Origin of the sequence: Streptomyces sp. JH34 (assembly GCF_029428875.1) — a bacterium.
In the GTDB taxonomy this organism is placed as follows: Bacteria; Actinomycetota; Actinomycetes; order Streptomycetales; family Streptomycetaceae; genus Streptomyces.
In genome coordinates, this window is sequence record NZ_JAJSOO010000001.1 from 5,639,160 (window position 1) to 5,654,560 (window position 15,401).

11 protein-coding genes and 1 tRNA gene are annotated in these 15,401 nt (G+C 67.8%); 3 read left to right on the top strand and 9 right to left on the bottom strand.

Annotation, left to right across the window (positions count from 1 at the left end; all coding sequences use genetic code 11):
• Positions 1 to 227: 227 nt before the first annotated feature.
• Positions 228 to 1,661 carry a pyruvate kinase gene (pyk, locus tag LWJ43_RS25285; RefSeq protein ID WP_277334505.1) on the top strand — a complete coding sequence of 478 codons (1,434 nt, stop codon included), beginning with the start codon at positions 228 to 230 and terminating at the stop codon, positions 1,659 to 1,661.
• Positions 1,662 to 1,671: 10 nt separating this feature from the next.
• Here the strand turns inward: pyk and LWJ43_RS25290 are convergent, their stop codons facing one another.
• Together LWJ43_RS25290 and LWJ43_RS25295 are read right to left on the bottom strand one after the other, a co-directional pair.
• Positions 1,672 to 2,460 carry a helix-turn-helix domain-containing protein gene (locus LWJ43_RS25290; protein ID WP_277334506.1) on the bottom strand — a complete coding sequence of 263 codons (789 nt, stop codon included), beginning with the start codon at positions 2,458 to 2,460 and terminating at the stop codon, positions 1,672 to 1,674.
• 84 nt (positions 2,461 to 2,544) lie between these two features.
• Positions 2,545 to 2,628, bottom strand: a tRNA-Leu gene (locus tag LWJ43_RS25295).
• Positions 2,629 to 2,722: 94 nt separating this feature from the next.
• Here LWJ43_RS25295 and LWJ43_RS25300 point away from each other — a divergent pair.
• Positions 2,723 to 3,379: an ANTAR domain-containing response regulator gene (locus LWJ43_RS25300; RefSeq protein ID WP_147962923.1), complete on the top strand. Its 657-nt coding sequence runs from the start codon at positions 2,723 to 2,725 to the stop codon at positions 3,377 to 3,379.
• 68 nt (positions 3,380 to 3,447) lie between these two features.
• Here LWJ43_RS25300 and LWJ43_RS25305 read toward each other — a convergent pair whose 3' ends face one another.
• From LWJ43_RS25305 to LWJ43_RS25335, 7 genes are all read right to left on the bottom strand, one after another.
• Positions 3,448 to 4,164, bottom strand: coding sequence for an ABC transporter ATP-binding protein (locus tag LWJ43_RS25305; RefSeq protein WP_014156832.1), 717 nt, complete (start codon positions 4,162 to 4,164; stop codon positions 3,448 to 3,450).
• Positions 4,161 to 5,039 (bottom strand): ABC transporter ATP-binding protein, encoded by an 879-nt coding sequence (locus LWJ43_RS25310; protein ID WP_277335984.1) that lies wholly within the window; start codon positions 5,037 to 5,039, stop codon positions 4,161 to 4,163. Before LWJ43_RS25310 ends, LWJ43_RS25305 begins: the two co-directional genes overlap by 4 nt.
• A 5-nt stretch (positions 5,040 to 5,044) precedes the next feature.
• Positions 5,045 to 6,778 carry a branched-chain amino acid ABC transporter permease gene (locus LWJ43_RS25315; protein WP_277335985.1) on the bottom strand — a complete coding sequence of 578 codons (1,734 nt, stop codon included), beginning with the start codon at positions 6,776 to 6,778 and terminating at the stop codon, positions 5,045 to 5,047.
• A 5-nt stretch (positions 6,779 to 6,783) separates the two neighbouring features.
• The gene (locus LWJ43_RS25320) at positions 6,784 to 7,716 is read right to left on the bottom strand and encodes a branched-chain amino acid ABC transporter permease (RefSeq protein ID WP_056783852.1); all 933 of its coding nucleotides are present in this window, start codon (positions 7,714 to 7,716) and stop codon (positions 6,784 to 6,786) included.
• A 99-nt stretch (positions 7,717 to 7,815) separates the two neighbouring features.
• Positions 7,816 to 9,051, bottom strand: coding sequence for a branched-chain amino acid ABC transporter substrate-binding protein (locus tag LWJ43_RS25325; RefSeq protein ID WP_277334507.1), 1,236 nt, complete (start codon positions 9,049 to 9,051; stop codon positions 7,816 to 7,818).
• A gap of 594 nt (positions 9,052 to 9,645) precedes the next feature.
• Positions 9,646 to 10,116 carry a PaaI family thioesterase gene (locus LWJ43_RS25330; RefSeq protein ID WP_277334508.1) on the bottom strand — a complete coding sequence of 157 codons (471 nt, stop codon included), beginning with the start codon at positions 10,114 to 10,116 and terminating at the stop codon, positions 9,646 to 9,648.
• Positions 10,117 to 10,204: 88 nt separating this feature from the next.
• A complete protein-coding gene (locus LWJ43_RS25335) occupies positions 10,205 to 12,475 on the bottom strand; it encodes an FdhF/YdeP family oxidoreductase (protein ID WP_277334509.1) in 2,271 nt (756 codons plus the stop codon).
• A 211-nt stretch (positions 12,476 to 12,686) separates the two neighbouring features.
• On the opposite strand from LWJ43_RS25335, the gene polA reads away from it, so the two are divergent.
• Positions 12,687 to 15,398: a DNA polymerase I gene (gene polA / locus LWJ43_RS25340; RefSeq protein ID WP_277334510.1), complete on the top strand. Its 2,712-nt coding sequence runs from the start codon at positions 12,687 to 12,689 to the stop codon at positions 15,396 to 15,398.
• The last annotated feature ends 3 nt before the right edge of the window (positions 15,399 to 15,401 follow it).

A 15,401-nucleotide genomic window follows, 5' to 3' on the forward strand; every position in this document is an offset into this window, starting at 1 on the left:
TAGATTCTGGCCCAGCCGACCCCACCCGCAACACCCCGCGCAGGTTTCGATCTGGTGACCGGCAGCCACCGCCCGGCCCGCCACCACGCCCGCCGGCCACCCGGCGCACGCTCATCGGAGCGCGCCGCCGCACAATTCAACAGTTAGCAATAACCCTTAACCAAAAGGCCGTTGAGCAGTCACGCGGAGACAAATACCTACCCACAGGTAAGGTCTAGGCTCGAACCATGCGCCGAGCAAAAATCGTTTGTACCCTGGGACCCGCAACCGACACATACGAGCAGATCAAGGCACTCGTCGAAGCGGGAATGGACATCGCCCGCCTCAACCTCAGCCACGGCACCTACGCCGAACACGAAGAGCGCTACCACCACGTACGCAAAGCCTCCGAAGAAACCGGCCGAAGCGTCGGAATCCTCGCCGACCTTCAAGGCCCGAAGATCCGCCTCGGCCGCTTCGCCGAAGGCCCCGTACTCCTTGAACGCGGCGACGACTTCACCATCACCGTCGAACCCATGGAAGGCGACCGCCACACCTGCGGCACCACCCACGACGGACTCGCCACCGACGTCACCACCGGCGAACGCATCCTCATCGACGACGGCCGCGTCACCCTCGAAGTCACCGAGGTCGACGGACCCCGCGTCCACACCACCGTCATCGAAGGCGGCATGGTCTCCGACCACAAGGGACTCAACCTCCCCGGAGTCGCCGTCTCCGTCCCCGCACTCTCCGAGAAGGACATCGAAGACCTCCGCTGGGCCCTGCGCACCGGCGCCGACATCATCGCCCTCTCCTTCGTACGCACCGGACGCGACATCGACGACGTCCACCGCGTCATGGACGAGGAGGACCGCCGCCTCCCCGTCATCGCCAAGATCGAGAAGCCCCAGGCCGTCGACAACATCGACGAGATCGTCGCCGCCTTCGACGGCATCATGGTCGCCCGCGGCGACCTCGGCGTCGAGATGCCCCTGGAACAGGTCCCGATCGTCCAGAAGCGCGCCATCAAACTCGCCAGGCGCAACGCCAAGCCGGTCATCGTCGCCACCCAGATGCTCGAGTCGATGATCGACAACTCCCGGCCCACCCGCGCCGAGGCCTCCGACGTCGCCAACGCCGTCATCGACGGTACCGACGCCGTGATGCTCTCCGGCGAGACCAGCGTCGGCAAGTACCCCGTCGAGACCGTCCGCACCATGGCCCGCATCGTCGAGGCGGCCGAGGAGGACATCCTCGCCAAGGGCCTCCCGCCCCTCACCGACCGCAACAAGCCCCGCACCCAGGGCGGCGCGGTCGCCCGCGCGGCAGCGGAGATGGGCGACTTCCTCGGCGCGAAGTTCCTGGTCGCCTTCACCCAGAGCGGCGACACGGTCAAGCGCCTCTCCCGCTACCGCTCCCCGATCCCGCTCCTGGCCTTCACCCCGGACCAGGCCACCCGCGCGCAGCTGAACCTGACGTGGGGCGTCGAGACCTTCCTCGGGCCGCACGTGGAGTCGACGGACGCGATGGTGGCGCAGGTGGACGAGGAACTGCTGCGGATCGGCCGCTGTCAGGAGGGCGACATCGTGGTCATCACGGCAGGCTCCCCGCCCGGGGTCGCCGGCTCGACGAACCTGGTACGGGTGCACCACATCGGCGAGGACGACAGCCCGAAGTAGACAACGGTCGTCAGTACTTCGGCCCGACGTGAGCGTCCATGAGTGCCACGGACGCCCGTCGGGCTACGGAGATGTTGTACCTCTTGCCCGCACGGGTGCAGTGCGTCCACTCGATGCCGAGTTTGTCGAGGGTGTCCGTGTAGAGCTGCCGGATGTCGTCCGAGACATTCGTGAACCAGTACCGGGGGTACTCGTAGCGCTTAGGGATTCCGCCGACCATGCGGGTTGTCCAGTTGGTGATGCGGCATCCGTCCGAGTGGATCAAGCCTCGGACGAAAGGCCAGGGATTCGCGTCGATGATTTCCTGTTGCCAGGATTCCAGCGCGATCGGACGTTCGTGCTTCCGTCCAGGGCCGTGCTGGGGAAACATGCAGAGGAGATGGGTCGAATATACCTTGATGTTGTGGCATCCGGGTTTGCGCACCCGGCAGGTTGCGTTGTCAGGAAACACCTTGCGCATCGTTTTCTCGGCCTCATCCTGAATGCCGGGCCAGGAGTCATCCAGTGTGATCATGAGGTTCGGCACTCGGTGCTGTGAGTGCTGGCTGATATGGCCATCCCCCAGATAGAGCCCAAAGAGGTATGCATAGGCGCAGGTGTCGAGCTCGGCGCCGTCGCACCGATGGCAGGTGGGAGCATGGGGACCTGGGCACTCGCCGCGCTTGGACCGATCCATGTGCAGCCAGTAGGAGACGGTGCCGCGAGGCACATCCAGTAGTCGCGCGACGTCCGCGCTCTTCGTGCCGGAACGGAGCAGGGTTACTGCTTTTTGGTGCGTTTCAGGGCTGTGGAATCTCACACGATGAGCCTGCACGCCAATGTCGATCGATGGGTTGCGAAAAGCGGATGTTCACGAGAACGTGAACATCCGCTTTGCGTGTTGTGCCGGGTATGGGATTCGAACCCACATGTCCTTTCGGACAGAGGTGTTTGAGACCTCCGCGTCAGCCAATTGCGCCAACCCGGCTTGGTGATCGATCAGAAGTGTACCCGGTGTCCACCGGGTGCGGCAGGTAGGTAGGCTGCTTCGCAGCAGCACCTGCCCTGATACAAGGAGCCCCGTGACCACCCCCGAGTCGCCCCAGCCCGTAGACGCCGCCGACGACGACAAGTCGCACGTCCCGCCGCTGACGACCCGCGTCGTCATCGCCGAGGACGAGGCGCTCATCCGCCTCGACCTCAAGGAGATGCTGGAGGAGGAGGGCTACTCGGTCGTCGGTGAGGCCGGGGACGGGCAGCAGGCCGTCGAGCTGGCGCGGGAGCACCGGCCGGACCTGGTGATCCTCGACGTGAAGATGCCGGTCCTCGACGGGATCTCCGCCGCCGAGAAGATCACCGAGGAGTCCATCGCGCCTGTCCTGATGCTGACGGCGTTCTCTCAGCGCGACCTGGTCGAGCGGGCCCGGGACGCCGGGGCCATGGCGTACCTCGTGAAGCCGTTCAGCAAGAGCGACGTGGTCCCGGCCATCGAGATGGCCGTGTCCCGGTTCGCGGAGCTGAAGGCGCTGGAGAACGAGATCGCGGATCTGTCGCAGCGGCTGGAGACCCGGAAGCTGGTGGACCGGGCGAAGAGCATCCTGCAGACGGATTACGGGCTCTCCGAGCCGGCCGCGTTCCGCTGGATCCAGAAGACGTCGATGGACCGCCGGATGTCGATGCAGCAGCTGGCCGAGGCGTTGATCGAGGACGCCGAGGAGAAGAAGAAGGCTGCCGAGTAGTCGCGTACGGAGAAGGGCCCGTCCCCGGAATGTTCCGGGGGCGGGCCCTTCCCATGTGTGCCGGGTGCTCAGTCCTCGCCGAGGTAGGCCTTGCGGACCGACTCGTCGTGGAGGAGGTCGGCGCCCGTGCCGGAGAGGACGACCTTGCCGACCTCCATGACGTGGCCCTGGTCCGCGAGGGAGAGGGCCGCCTGGGCGTTCTGCTCGACGAGCAGGATCGTGGTGCCCGACGCCTTGAGCTCGACGATGGTCTCCATGATCTTCTGCATCATGATCGGCGAGAGGCCCATGGAGGGTTCGTCGAGCATGAGCAGCTTGGGCTGGGACATGAGTGCGCGTCCCATGGCGAGCATCTGCTGTTCGCCTCCGGAGAGGGTTCCTGCGGCCTGCTTCCGGCGTTCCCCGAGGATGGGGAAGAGGTCGTAGGCGCGCTGGATGTCCTTCTCGATGCCTGCCTTGTCGGTGCGGAGGAAGGCGCCGAGCTGGAGGTTCTCCGCGATGCTGAGGCGGGGGAAGATGTGGCGGCCTTCGGGGGAGTGGGCGAGGCCCAGTGCCACGATCTTGTGGGCGGGGATCCCGGTGAGGGGTTTCCCGTCGAAGAGGATCCGCCCGCCGGAGGGCTTGAGGAGGCCGGAGAGGGTGCGCAGGGTGGTGGTCTTGCCCGCACCGTTGGTGCCGATGAGGGTGACGACCTGGCCGGCCTCGACGGTGAAGGAGATTCCCTTGACGGCTTCGATCTTGCCGTAGGCGACCCTGAGGTCCTCGACCTCGAGCAGTGCGGTCACTGGCCTTCCCCTTCTGTGCTGGTGGTGCTTCCCGCGTTGTCCGCTGCGGCGGATTCGGCCTCGGGTGCGTCGGCCTTCTCGGGGGTGTCGCCTTCGAAGGGCGTGCCGAGGTAGGCGGCGACGACGCGTTCGTCGCCCTGGACGACTGCGGGTGTGCCTTCGACGAGTTTTTCGCCCTGGACGAGGCAGGCGACGCGGTCGCAGAGGTTGAAGATGAAGCGCATGTCGTGCTCGATGACGAGTACGGCGATGCCCATGTCCCGGATGGCGAAGATGAGTTGTTCGGTGACGCGCGTTTCCTGCGGGTTCATGCCGGCGGTGGGCTCGTCGAGCAGGAGGAGGCCGGGGTCGCTGGCGAGGGCGCGGGCGATTTCCAGCTTGCGCTGGTCTCCGTAGGGGAGGTTGCGCGCCAGGTGGTCGGCCTTGTCCTGGAGGCCGATGAACTCGAGGAGTTCCATGGCGCGTGCGTGGGACGCGGCTTCGGCCTTCTTGAATCCGGGGCCGCGCAGGAGGGCGGACCAGAGGCCTTCCTTGGTCCTGGTGTGGCGTCCGACGAGGACGTTCTCCAGGACGGTCATGTTGGCGAAGAGCCGGATGTTCTGGAAGGTGCGGGCGATGCCTGCCTGGGTGACGAGGTGGGGCTTGGGCGGGAGGACGGTGCCCTTGTAGCGGACCTTGCCCTCGGTGGGGACGTAGAGGCCGGTGAGGCAGTTGAAGAAGGTGGTCTTGCCTGCGCCGTTGGGGCCGATGAGGCCGACGATCTCTCCGGCGTTGACGGTGAGGTCGACGTTGCGTACGGCGGTGAGGCCGCCGAAGCGCATGGTGACGCCGCTTGCGTCCAGGACGGGCGTGGTGGTTTCGGTGGTGGTCGTCATGTCGTTCACGCCCCCGCCTTCACGGTGCCGACGCCGGATTCGGGCAGTGTGCCTTCGGGCGTGTCGAGTTGGCCGGTCTCGTGGAATTCGAGCTGGGCGCGCCGGTTGGCGATGAGGCCTTCCGGGCGGAAGCGCATCAGCAGGATGAGTGCGAGGCCGAAGCCGAGGAGCTGGTAGTCCTGGAGGAACTGCAGCTTCGCGGGGATCATGTAGAGGAGGGTCGCGCCGATCAGGGGTCCGCTGATGGTGCCCATGCCGCCGAGGATGACCGCGGCGAGGAGGAAGGCGGAGTTGGGCGGCACGGGTCCGGCGAAGACGTACATCTCCGGGACGACGGTGCTCTGTACGTGGGCCTGGACGGTGCCGGCGAGGCCGGCGAGGGTGGCGCCGAGGGCGAAGGCGATGAGTTTGACGCGGAAGCCGTTGATGCCCATGGCGGTGGCGGCGGTCTCGTCCTCGCGGATGGCGACCCAGGCGCGGCCGATGCGGGAGCTGCCGGCGCGGCTGAAGACGAGGACCACGAGGATCATCGCGAGCAGCATGAGCAGGTAGTAGTTGGCGTATCCGCCGAGTTCGATGCCCAGGATCGTGTGGGATTCGCCGAAGTCGTATCCGAAGAAGACGAGGTCGGGGATGTTGGGTACGCCGTTGGGGCCGTTGGTGACCTGAGGTCCGGATACGCCGTCGAGGTTGCCGACGGTGATGCGGAAGATTTCTCCGAAGCCGAGGGTGACGATGGCGAGGTAGTCGCCGCGGAGTCGGAGGGTGGGTGCGCCGATGACGACGCCGAAGATGAGGGAGACGGCCGCTCCGGTGAGGACGGCTGCCCAGAAGGGGAAGTGGACGTCGAAGGCGGAGGCGGTGGTGCCGGAGACGAGTGCGGCGGTGTAGGCGCCGACGCCGAGGAAGGCGACGTATCCGAGGTCGAGGAGTCCGGCGAGGCCGACGACGATGTTCAGTCCGAGTGCGACCGTCGCGAAGATGAGGATGTTGACGGCGATGAGGGTGAACTGGTCGGTGGTCTGGGTGAAGGGGAATGCTGCTGCGGCCACGAATGCGGCGGCCACGGCGATGGAGCGGTGTTTGGTGGTGAGCCCGGAGAGCCGGGCCATGAGGCCGGCTTTGAAGAGGGCGGTCACGGCGAAGCCGGCGGTGATCATGTAGCCGGTGAAGAGTTCGGGGGGCTCGATGTCGATGCCGTAGGTGACGACGTAGAGCCCGGTGCCGAAGGCGGCGACGATGATGAGGATTTCGGCCCAGGAGGGGAGTTGCCTGGGGCGTGTGGCCTTGTGGGTGTCGTCGGGCAGGAGGAATGCGATCAGGGGGATCGCGGAGGCCACTGCTGCGACGAGGCCGCCGGGTTCGAGGTTGACGACGCCGCCGAGTTCGACGGCGATGGCGATGACGGTGAACCAGGTGGTTGCGAAGGTGCCGAGGGCGAGGAACTGGAGGGCTTTGGTGGTGCCGGTGGGTGCGAGCCACCGGAGGCCGCGGATGTCGAGGGCGGCGAGTGCGTAGAGGAGTACGAGGAGGCCGGCGGTGAGGGTGAGGACCTGGAGGCCGCCGGGGTAGCCGTAGACGGTGAGGTCGCCGGTGAATTCGCTGGTCCATGTCCAGGCGAGGAAGGTGCTGGCGATGGTTGCGATGCCGCCGAGGGCGGTGAGGGCGCGGAGTGCCTTGGTCCGGGAGCCGGTGTCGGCCGGGGTGGTGGCGGCGGTTGTGGTGGTGTCGGTTGTCATGGTTCTCACGCCCGATCCGCGACGCGCTCGCCGAGCAGGCCTTGTGGCCTGACGAGGAGGACGACGATGAGAAGTACGAATGCCCAGACGTTGGCCCAGGCGCCGCCGCCGAGCTGCTGCATGCCGGGGATCTCTTCGATGTAGGCGATGGAGAGGGCTTCGGCGAGGCCGAGGACGACTCCGCCGACCATGGCTCCGTAGATGTTGCCGATTCCGCCGAGTACGGCGGCGGTGAAGGCTTTGAGTCCGAGGAGGAAGCCCATCTCGAAGTTGATCTGGCCCTTGTCGAGGCCGTAGGCGACGGCTGCGATGGCGGCGAACGCGGCTCCGATGGCGAAGGCCATCACGATGATGCGGTCGGTGTTGATGCCCATGAGCTTGGCCGTGTCGGGGTCCTGGGCGGTTGCCTGCATGGCGCGGCCGCTGCGGCTCTTGGCGACGAACATGCCGAGGGCGAGCATGCAGAGGGGGGCGAGGACGAGGATGAAGGCGTCTGCGCGCTGGAGGTAGAGGTTGTCGAAGATCTTGAACGACTCGCCCTGGAACTCCGGGAAGCTGCGCGGCTTCTTGGCGTCGGGGTAGAAGCCCCAGACAAGCTGCTGGAGGACGATCGAGAGGCCGATCGCGGTGATGAGGGGTGCCAGCCGTGGTGCGCCGCGCAGGGGGCGGTAGGCGAAGCGTTCCGCGGCTGTCGCCACGGCGACGGAGGCGATGGCGCCTCCGATGATCATGAGGGGTATGACCACCATGAGCGAGGTTCCGCTGGGGAGTGCGAGGTAGGTGGTGAGGGCGCCGAAGCCCCCGATCATGAAGATCTCGCCGTGGGCGAAATTGATGAGCTGGACGATGCCGTACACCATGGTGTACCCGATGGCTATGAGGCCATAGAGCGCGCCGAGTGCGAGGCCGTTCGCCAGCTGTTGCGGCAGTTCGTTCACCGCAGTGCCTCCGATGAGCTTGTCGGATATGACACCGCGCGAGGGCGCTGTTTGCGCCCTCGCGCGGTCAGGAGCGTGTGCTGTGGGTGTGCTGGGTGATCAGTCCTCGAACGTGGCGCTCTTGACGTCCTTCCAGGCGCCCTTCTGGACCTCGTAGACGGTGAGCTGCTTGTTGGTGGTGTCGCCGAACTCGTCGAAGGAGACCTTGCCGGTCACGCCGTCGAAGGAGACCTTGGCCATGGCCTCGGTGACCTTGGCGCGGGCGTCCTCGGGGAGCTTGCCGTCGTTGTCGGCGACGACGGCCTTGACGGCCTGGATGATGGCCCATCCGGCGTCGTAGGAGTAGCCGCCGTAGGCCGCGAACGGGTCCTTGTAGCCGCCGGCGTTGTAGTCCGCGATGAACTGCTTGGCGGTCGGGAGGGCCTCGACGGGGTAGCCGACGGAGGTGGCGAAGTCGCCGTCGTTGGCCTCACCGGAGGCGCTGATGAAGGCGGGGTCGTAGATGCCGTCGCCGCCCATGGTGGGGATCTTGGCGCCGGTCTTCTTGATCTGGTCGGAGAGCAGGCCGCCCTCGGGGTACTGGCCGCCGTAGTAGACGGAGTCGGCGCCGGAGCTCTTGACCTTGTCGGCGGTGCTGGAGAAGTCGGTCTCCTTCACCGTGACGTGGTCGGTGCCGACGACCTTGCCGCCGAGGCGCTCGAACTCCGCGGAGAAGATCGCGGCGAGGCCGGCGCCGTAGGTCTGCTTGTCGTCGACGACGTAGACCTTCTTCTTCTTGGCGTCGTTGAAGAGGTACTGGGCGGCGAACTTGCCCTGGACGACGTCGGTGGCGCAGGTGCGGAAGTAGGTCTTGAAGACGCGCTTGGAGTCGCCCTTGCCCCAGTTGTCGCCCTGGCTGAGGGCCGGGTTGGTGTTGGCGGGGGAGACCTGTGCGAGGTCGGCCTTCTCGAAGACGCCCTGCATGGACTGGGCGACGCCGGAGTTCAGGGGGCCGACGGCTCCGAGGACGTCCTTGTTGCCGACGAGCTTGGTGGCGTTGGCCTGTCCGGAGGCGGGGACGGCCTGGTCGTCGAGGGCTTCGATCTTGAACTCGATGCCGGGGACCTCGTTGTTCTTGTTCGCGGTCTTGGCCGCGAGGTCCACGGAGTTCTTGATGCCCTGGCCGAGCGCGGAGAGGGATCCGGTCAGCGGGGCGTCGACACCGATGACGACGGTGGTCTTGCTGCCGCTGTCGCTGCTGCCCTTGCTGTTGTCGTCGCGCGATCCGCAGGCGGTGAGGGTGAGTGCACCGGTGGTGAGCACTGTGGTGAGGATGAGCAAAGAACGGTGTCGCACGAAAGGTCCTTTCCCTGGCGCGGCCTCCTCTGCTGAGGTGCCGTGACGATCGCCGGGCCGTACTGGTCGATACAGGGCCGTGCAGCAGACGCGCCCGGCGGCGCGGTGACTGGCCGTGACTCTAAGGGCAGGTGAGGGGGTGCGGGACGGGTCCGCTGAGGATGTGACTGTCTTGTTATGCCGTGGGGAAGGCTTGTTGGCCGCAGTGTGGAGGTGTACGGCTTTTGCCCGGCCGGTGAAGTGACCGCATGGTGAGAACCCGCAGCTCTGCTAAGGGGCTTGGGGCGATCTTGGTGCTGTCACGCGAATCGGGGCGCAAGGGGCGCGGCTGTGGTCCCGTCGGTGGTGTCGGGGCGGTGCGCGTGACGTTTTTCGTGTATTGCACACATGTTACGCAGTGTTACATGTGTGGGATGTGTGAGCGGTCTTGTGAAGGTGGTCCGGCTGCTGAAGTGGCTCATGGAAGGGGCTTGGCGGTCAGGGGTGTTGACCCTGTGTGTCCGCCAAGTCCCGTGCATTGCTTCGGATATGGGTCTGCCCGGTCCGGAATGCGGTGCGCTTTCCGGCCGGGCAGTGGGGTGTTGCGAGGGCTTGTCAGTCGGCGGCGGGGCGGGGCGCGTCGCGGAGCAGGCAGGTGAGGCGGGCGGTGCAGACCCGCTTGTCGTGCTCGTCGGTGATGACGATCTCGTACGTGGCGGTGGAGCGGCCGCGGTGGACGGGGGTCGCGGTGCCCGTGACGAGGCCGTTGCGGACGCCCCGGTGGTGGGTGCAGTTGAGGTCGACGCCGACGGCGATCTTGGTGGCGCCGCCGTGGAGCATGCTGCCGATGGAGCCGAGGGTCTCGGCGAGGACGGCGGAGGCGCCGCCGTGGAGCAGTCCGTAGGGCTGGGTGTTGCCTTCGACGGGCATGGTGCCCACGACGCGGTCGGCGGATGCTTCGACGATCGTGACGCCCATGCGCTCGCCGAGGTGTCCGGCGGAGAAGAGTGCGGGGAGGTCGACGCCGAGTGCGGCGTACTCGTCGATGATCTCCTGGGGGAACGTGGGTGCGGTGTGCTCGCCCATGGGGTCCGGCTCCGATCGTGTGCGGTCGTTCGTTGCTGTGTGCACTGTTCTTATCAGACGGCTGAGCGTCCGCTTAGTGATGTGTGACTCACGGGGTCTCGAACCGGACGACGACCGATTTGCTGGCCGGGGTGTTGCTGGTGTCCGCGGTGGCGTCCAGGGGGACGAGCACGTTGGTCTCCGGGTAGTACGCCGCGGCGCAGCCCCGTGCGGTGGGGTAGTGGACGACGCGGAAGCCGGGGGCGCGGCGTTCGACGCCGTCCTTCCACTCGCTCACGAGGTCGGTGTAGGAGCCGTCGGCGAGTCCGAGGGCCTGGGCGTCCTCGGGGTTGACCATGACGATGCGGCGGCCGCCCTTGATGCCGCGGTAGCGGTCGTCGAGGCCGTAGATCGTGGTGTTGTACTGGTCGTGGGAGCGCAGGGTCTGGAGCAGGAGCCGGCCCTCGGGGAGTTCTGGGTACTCGACCGGTGCGGCGGTGAAGTTCGCCTTGCCGGTGGCGGTGGGGAAGCGGCGTTCGTCGCGAGGGGCGTGGGGGAGGGTGAATCCGCCGGGCCTCGCGACGCGGGTGTTGAAGTCCTCGAAGCCGGGGATCACGCGGGAGACGCGGTCGCGGATCGTGCCGTAGTCCTTCTCGAAGTCCTCCCACGGGGTGGTGGAGGCGGGGCCGAGGACGGCGCGGGCGAGGCGGGCGACGATCGCGGGTTCGGAGAGCAGGTGGGGGCTCGCGGGGGTGAGGTTGCCGCGTGAGGCGTGGACCATGCCCATGGAGTCCTCGACGGTGACGAACTGTTTCCCGCCGGCCTGCACGTCCTTGTCGGTGCGGCCGAGTGTGGGCAGGATCAGGGCGCGGGTGCCGGTGACGGCGTGCGAGCGGTTGAGTTTGGTCGAGACGTGGACGGTGAGGCGTGCCCGGCGCATGGCGGCCTCGGTGACGGCGGTGTCGGGGGTGGCGCCGACGAAGTTGCCGCCCATGGCGAAGAAGACCTTGGCGTCGCCGTCGCGGAGTGCCTGGATGGACCGTACGACGTCGTAGCCGTGGTGCCGGGGCGAGGTGATGCCGAATTCCTGGTCGAGGGCGTCGAGGAAGGCGGGGGCGGGGCGTTCGAAGATGCCCATGGTGCGGTCGCCCTGGACGTTGGAGTGGCCGCGCACGGGGCAGACGCCGGCGCCGGGCCTGCCGATGTTGCCGCGCAGCAGGAGGAAGTTGACGACCTCGCGGATGGTCGGCACGGAGTGCTTGTGCTGGGTGAGGCCCATGGCCCAGCAGACGATGGTGCGTTCCGAGGCGAGGACCATCGAGAGCGCCTGCTCGATGGTGGCGCGGTCGAGGCCGGTGGCGGTGAGGGTCTCGTCCCAGTCGGCCGCGCGGGCGGCCTGGACGAACTCCTCGTAGCCGTGGGTGTGCTCGGCGACGAAGCCGGTGTCGACCGCTCCGTCGGCCTCGATGATCATTTTGTTGAGGAGGCGGAAGAGCGCCTGGTCGCCGCCGATGCGGATCTGGAGGAAGAGGTCGGTGAGGGCGGCGCCCTTCAGCATGCCGCGGGCCGTCTGGGGGTTCTTGAACCGTTCGAGGCCGGCTTCGGGCAGCGGGTTCACCGAGATGATCTTCGCCCCGGCGGCCTTGGCCTGTTCGAGGGCCGAGAGCATCCGGGGGTGGTTGGTGCCGGGGTTCTGCCCGGCGACGATGATCAGGTCGGCCTGGTGGAGGTCCTCGAGGCTGACGCTGCCCTTGCCGATCCCGATGGTCTCGGTGAGGGCCGAGCCGGACGACTCGTGGCACATGTTGGAGCAGTCGGGCAGGTTGTTGGTGCCGAACTCGCGGGCGAGGAGCTGGAGGAGGAAAGCGGCCTCGTTGCTGGTGCGGCCGGAGGTGTAGAAGAGCGCCTCGTCGGGGGAGGAGAGCGCGGTGAACTCCTCGGCGATGATCTCGAAGGCGCGTTCCCAGGTCACGGCCTCGTACCGGTCGGCGCCCTCGGGCAGGTACACGGGCTGGGTGATGCGCCCCTGCTGGCCGAGCCAGTAACCGCTGCGGGTGCCGAGGTCGGCGACGGGGTGGGCGGCGAAGAAGTCGGGGGTGACGCGGCGCAGGGTCGCCTCCTCGGCGACGGCCTTCGCTCCGTTCTCGCAGAACTCGGCGGTGTGGCGTCTGTCGCCCTCGGGCCAGGCGCAGCCGGGGCAGTCGAAGCCGTCCTTCTGGTTGACCTTGAGGAGGGTCTGCGCGGTGCGGCGGACGCCCATCTGCTGCTGGGCGATGCGCAGGGTGTGGGCGACGGCGGGCAGTCCGGCCGCGGCGTGCTGGACCGGGTCGATCTGCGGCGCGTCCTGGACCGGGTCTCCGGTCGGGGGCCTGGTGGCCATGGTGCTCCCCTTCGAGCGCTTGCGGGGGCGCGCTCACGTGCGTCCGCGCCCTGTCACGTCTTCCTACGCCTTCACTGTCTTTCGATCCTGTCATGCACGCGTGCGGGGTTGAGGGGCGGAGGCCGGTGTGCGGTGGGTGCGCGTGGTGGAGCGGCGGGGGCCGGGCGGTGGCCGGTCCGGAATGTCAGTGGTCCGTGGCAGGATCGGGGGCGTGGCTGAGACGGCATCGAAGAAGACGGCAGACAACCGACCGCGCCTGCTCCTGATGGACGGGCACTCCCTGGCGTACCGGGCGTTCTTCGCCCTGCCCGCGGAGAATTTCACGACGGCGACGGGGCAGCCGACGAATGCCGTGTACGGCTTCATGTCGATGCTGGCGAACACGCTGCGCGACGAGGCGCCCACGCATTTCGCCGTCGCGTTCGACGTGTCCCGCAAGACGTGGCGTGCGCAGGAGTTCCCCGAGTACAAGGCGAACCGCTCCAAGACCCCCGACGAGTTCAAGGGGCAGGTCGAGCTCATCGGTGAGCTGCTGGACGCGATGCGCGCCGACCGGTTCGCGGTGGACGGTTTCGAGGCGGACGACGTCATCGCGACGCTGGCCACGCAGGCCGAGGCGGCGGGCTTCGAGGTGCTGATCGTCACGGGTGACCGGGACTCGTTCCAGCTGATCACGGACCATGTGACGGTGCTCTACCCGACGAAGGGCGTGTCGGAGCTGACGCGCTTCACCCCGGAGAAGGTCCAGGAGAAGTACGGGCTCACGCCGGGCCAGTATCCGGACTTCGCGGCGCTGCGCGGTGACCCGTCGGACAACCTTCCCGGTATCCCCGGTGTGGGCGAGAAGACGGCGGCGAAGTGGATCAACCAGTTCGGTTCGTTCGCGGAGCTGGTCGAGCGCGCCGACGAGGTGAAGGGCAAGGCCGGCCAGAATTTCCGGGACCACCTGGACGCGGTGAAGATGAACCGTGTGCTGACGGAGATGGTCCGTGACGTGGAGCTGCCGAAGGTTCCGGCCGAGCTGGAGCGCGCCCCGTACGACCGCTCGGCGGTCACGGGTGTGCTGGACGTCCTGGAGATCCGTAACCCGAGCCTGCGGGAGCGGTTGCTCGCCGTGGACCCGGGGGCGGAGGACGCGGGTCCGCCGGAGCCGGCGGCCGGGGTCGAGCTGGACGGTGTGGTGCTGGGGGAGGGTGAGGTCGCCCCGTGGCTGGAGGCCCGTGGCGGGCAGCCGCTCGGTGTGATGACCGTCGACACGTGGTCGCTGGGCAGTGGCACGGTGACGGAGGTCGCGCTCGCCGCCGCGGACGGGGCCGCCGCCTGGCTGGACCCGGCGGAGCTCGGGGAGGCCGACGAGCAGGCCCTCGCCGAGTGGCTCGCGGACCCGGGGCAGCCCAAGGTCCTGCACAACGCCAAGAACGCCCTGCGGGTCTTTCCCGAGCAGGGCTGGCGGCTGGACGGCATCACCATGGACACCGCGCTCGCCGCCTATCTCGTCAAGCCGGGCCGCCGCTCCTTCGCCCTGGACGCACTGGCCGTGGAGTACCTCGGACGTGAGCTGGCCCCGGCCCCGGCGTCCGACGGGCAGCTGGCCTTCGGCGCGGAGGACCGTGCGGAGGCCGACGCGCTGATGGCGCAGGCCCGTGCGGTGCTCGATCTCGGTGACGCGTTCACGACGCGCCTGGAGGAGGTCGGCGCGACCGGCCTGCTGTACGACATGGAGCTCCCGACGTCGATCATGCTGGCCCGGCTGGAGCGGCACGGCATCGCCGCCGACCGGGCGCATCTGGAGGGCATGGAGCAGCAGTTCGCCGGTGCGGTGCAGCAGGCGGTGAAGGAGGCGCACGCCGCGGTGGGCCGTGAGTTCAACCTCGGTTCGCCGAAGCAGCTGCAGGAGGTCCTCTTCGGTGAGCTGGCGCTGCCGAAGACGAAGAAGACGAAGACGGGCTGGACGACCGACGCGGACGCGTTGGCCTGGCTGGCCGCGCAGACCGAGCACGAGCTGCCGGTCATCATGCTGCGCCACCGGGAGCAGGCGAAGCTGCGGGTCACCGTCGAGGGCCTGATCAAGACGATCGGTGCGGACGGCCGTATCCACACCACGTTCAACCAGACGGTCGCGGCGACGGGCCGTCTCTCCTCCACCGACCCGAACCTGCAGAACATCCCCGTCCGCACGGACGAGGGGCGCGCGATCCGCCGTGGCTTCGTCGTCGGCGAGGGCTTCGAGACGCTGATGACGGCCGACTACAGCCAGATCGAGCTGCGGGTGATGGCGCACCTCTCGGAGGACGCCGGTCTGATCGAGGCGTTCACCTCCGGTGAGGACCTGCACACGACGGTCGCCTCGCAGGTGTTCGGCGTCGAGAAGTCGGCCGTCGACGCGGAGATGCGCCGCAAGATCAAGGCGATGTCGTACGGGCTGGCCTACGGGCTCTCCGCGTTCGGTCTGTCCCAGCAGCTGAACATCGAGGCCGGTGAGGCGCGCGGGCTGATGGACACCTACTTCCTGCGGTTCGGCGGGGTGCGCGACTATCTGCACCGGGTCGTGGAGGAGGCCAGGGCCACCGGGTACACGGAGACGATCCTCGGTCGCCGCCGTTACCTCCCGGACCTGAACAGCGACAACCGCCAGCGCCGCGAGGCCGCCGAGCGGATGGCGCTGAACGCCCCGATCCAGGGGACGGCCGCCGACATCGTGAAGGTCGCGATGCTGCATGTGGACCGGGCGCTGACGGAGGCGGAGCTGACGTCACGGATGCTGCTCCAGGTGCACGACGAAATCGTCCTGGAGATCGCGAAGGGCGAGCGGGAGCAGGTCGAGGAGATCCTGCGGAGGGAGATGTCCACGGCGGTCGAGCTCCGTGCGCCGCTGGACGTCTCGGTCGGCGTGGGTACGGACTGGGAGACGGCCGCGCACTAGCAC